This is a genomic window from Parablautia muri (assembly GCF_009917485.1).
Taxonomy (GTDB): Bacteria; Bacillota; Clostridia; order Lachnospirales; family Lachnospiraceae; genus Suilimivivens; species Suilimivivens muri.
Genome location: NZ_QZDT01000163.1, coordinates 1 through 1486, shown reverse-complemented (window position 1 = coordinate 1486; position 1486 = coordinate 1). Strand labels below are relative to the sequence as shown.

Here is a 1486-nt window from a genome sequence, read left to right as displayed (position 1 = left end):
TTGTAGTGGTCAAGCTTTTTTGTAACACTTGTGGCTAAAAAAATCAAGTCGCTTACCGTTAGGATAGATGTTGTTTCCGCCACCCTTGACAGCCGCCCAAAGGGATGTCGTCAGATGCCTACCGACGGCGATGAACTCAGGAACAGACTTTCATGTACATCCGCCGTCGGCCCTGGGAGTGTAACATCCCTTTGGGCGGCTGTCAAGGGCATGCCCCTGCGGGGTGGCTGCTTCCATCCCCTCCGGCTCTGAATCTTGGAACGGCATCATGCGGCGCACCGTGCTTCGAATGGCGTCCTGTACCTGTTGTAGGAGTGGGGGCGCACATGGTTGTAGGTAACATAAGCGAATTCCTCCACGGTCTGGTACAGCTCCTCCTCCGTCCGGAATTCATAGAGGTTGGTGCACTCGTTCTTCAGGGTATTGAAGTACCTCTCCATTGGCGCATTGTCGTATGGATACCCGGCTTTGCTCATGCTCTGGGACACATGGACGGATCCGCAGAACTCTATGAAAGCCTTCGATGTATACTGGCTCCCCTGGTCGCTGTGCAGGATCAGGCCTCCCTTTGCCAGATGCTGGGAATCCAGCGCCTTCTGCAGGGTGCGCATGGCCAGGTCGCTGGTGATGTGCCTGTCCGTTATGCTGGCCACCACGCTCCGGTCATAGAGGTCTATGATGGTGCAGTTGTACCGGACGTCCCCGTTCTTCAGGAACAGGTATGTGAAATCCGTGCACCATTTCTGGTTCGGCTTGTCCGCATGGAAGTCCTGCCCCAGCTTGTTCTCGAATATTTTATGGGGCTTCCCGGGCTTTGCCCCCGGTTTTTTAGGGCGGACGATGGAATGCAGGCCCATCTCCGTGTTCATATATTTATGGATGGTAGCGGGGCTGTAGCTATACCCTTCGCGCTCCAGGTAGGCTGTCATGCTTCGGTAGCCATCGACGCCGTTGTGCCTGTGGTAGATCTCATCTATCTTCCCTTGGACTTCTGCTTTTTGGGCGCAATAATCCGCCTTCCGGTGTTTCCGGTAGTTATAATAGGCATTCGGGCAGATCCCCAGCCGCCCCAGCAGCCAGCGGATACCGAATTCCTCGTGGTGTTGGTCGATGAACCGGTAAGCCTCTAACCGATTTCCTTCGCAAAGAATGCCGCCGCTTTTTTTAGGAATGCAATCTCTTTCCGCAATTCTTCATTTTCCCGTTTTAAGCGGAGGTTCTCCTTCATAGAGTCATAATCTTCTTTGGCTTGAGGGTCTGTCTGGCATTCTTTGCTGAATTCACTGCACCACTTGGAGATGCTGGCTTTGGATACGCCATACTCTGCGGTGATGCTTTTGTAGGTTCGTCCTTCTTCCTCGTGGAGGCGGACAATCTTCTTTTTAAATTCGGGTGTGTAGTTTTGTGACATAATGAGTACCTCTTTCTTGTGATTTTTATTATATCTCATTAGCCACTCCCGTTACAACTTTATTATAGCACTTCA

At 52.0% G+C, this 1486-nt stretch carries 1 protein-coding gene; it reads right to left on the bottom strand.

Features of this window, described 5'->3' with window-relative positions:
• Positions 1 to 266: 266 nt before the first annotated feature.
• Positions 267 to 1450, bottom strand: a protein-coding gene (locus D5281_RS24915; protein WP_160562533.1) for an IS3 family transposase whose coding sequence is annotated in 2 segments (ribosomal slippage) — positions 267 to 1156 and positions 1156 to 1450 — 1185 coding nt in all. Because the reading frame shifts where the segments join, the coding sequence is not laid out codon by codon here.
• Positions 1451 to 1486 lie beyond the last annotated feature (36 nt).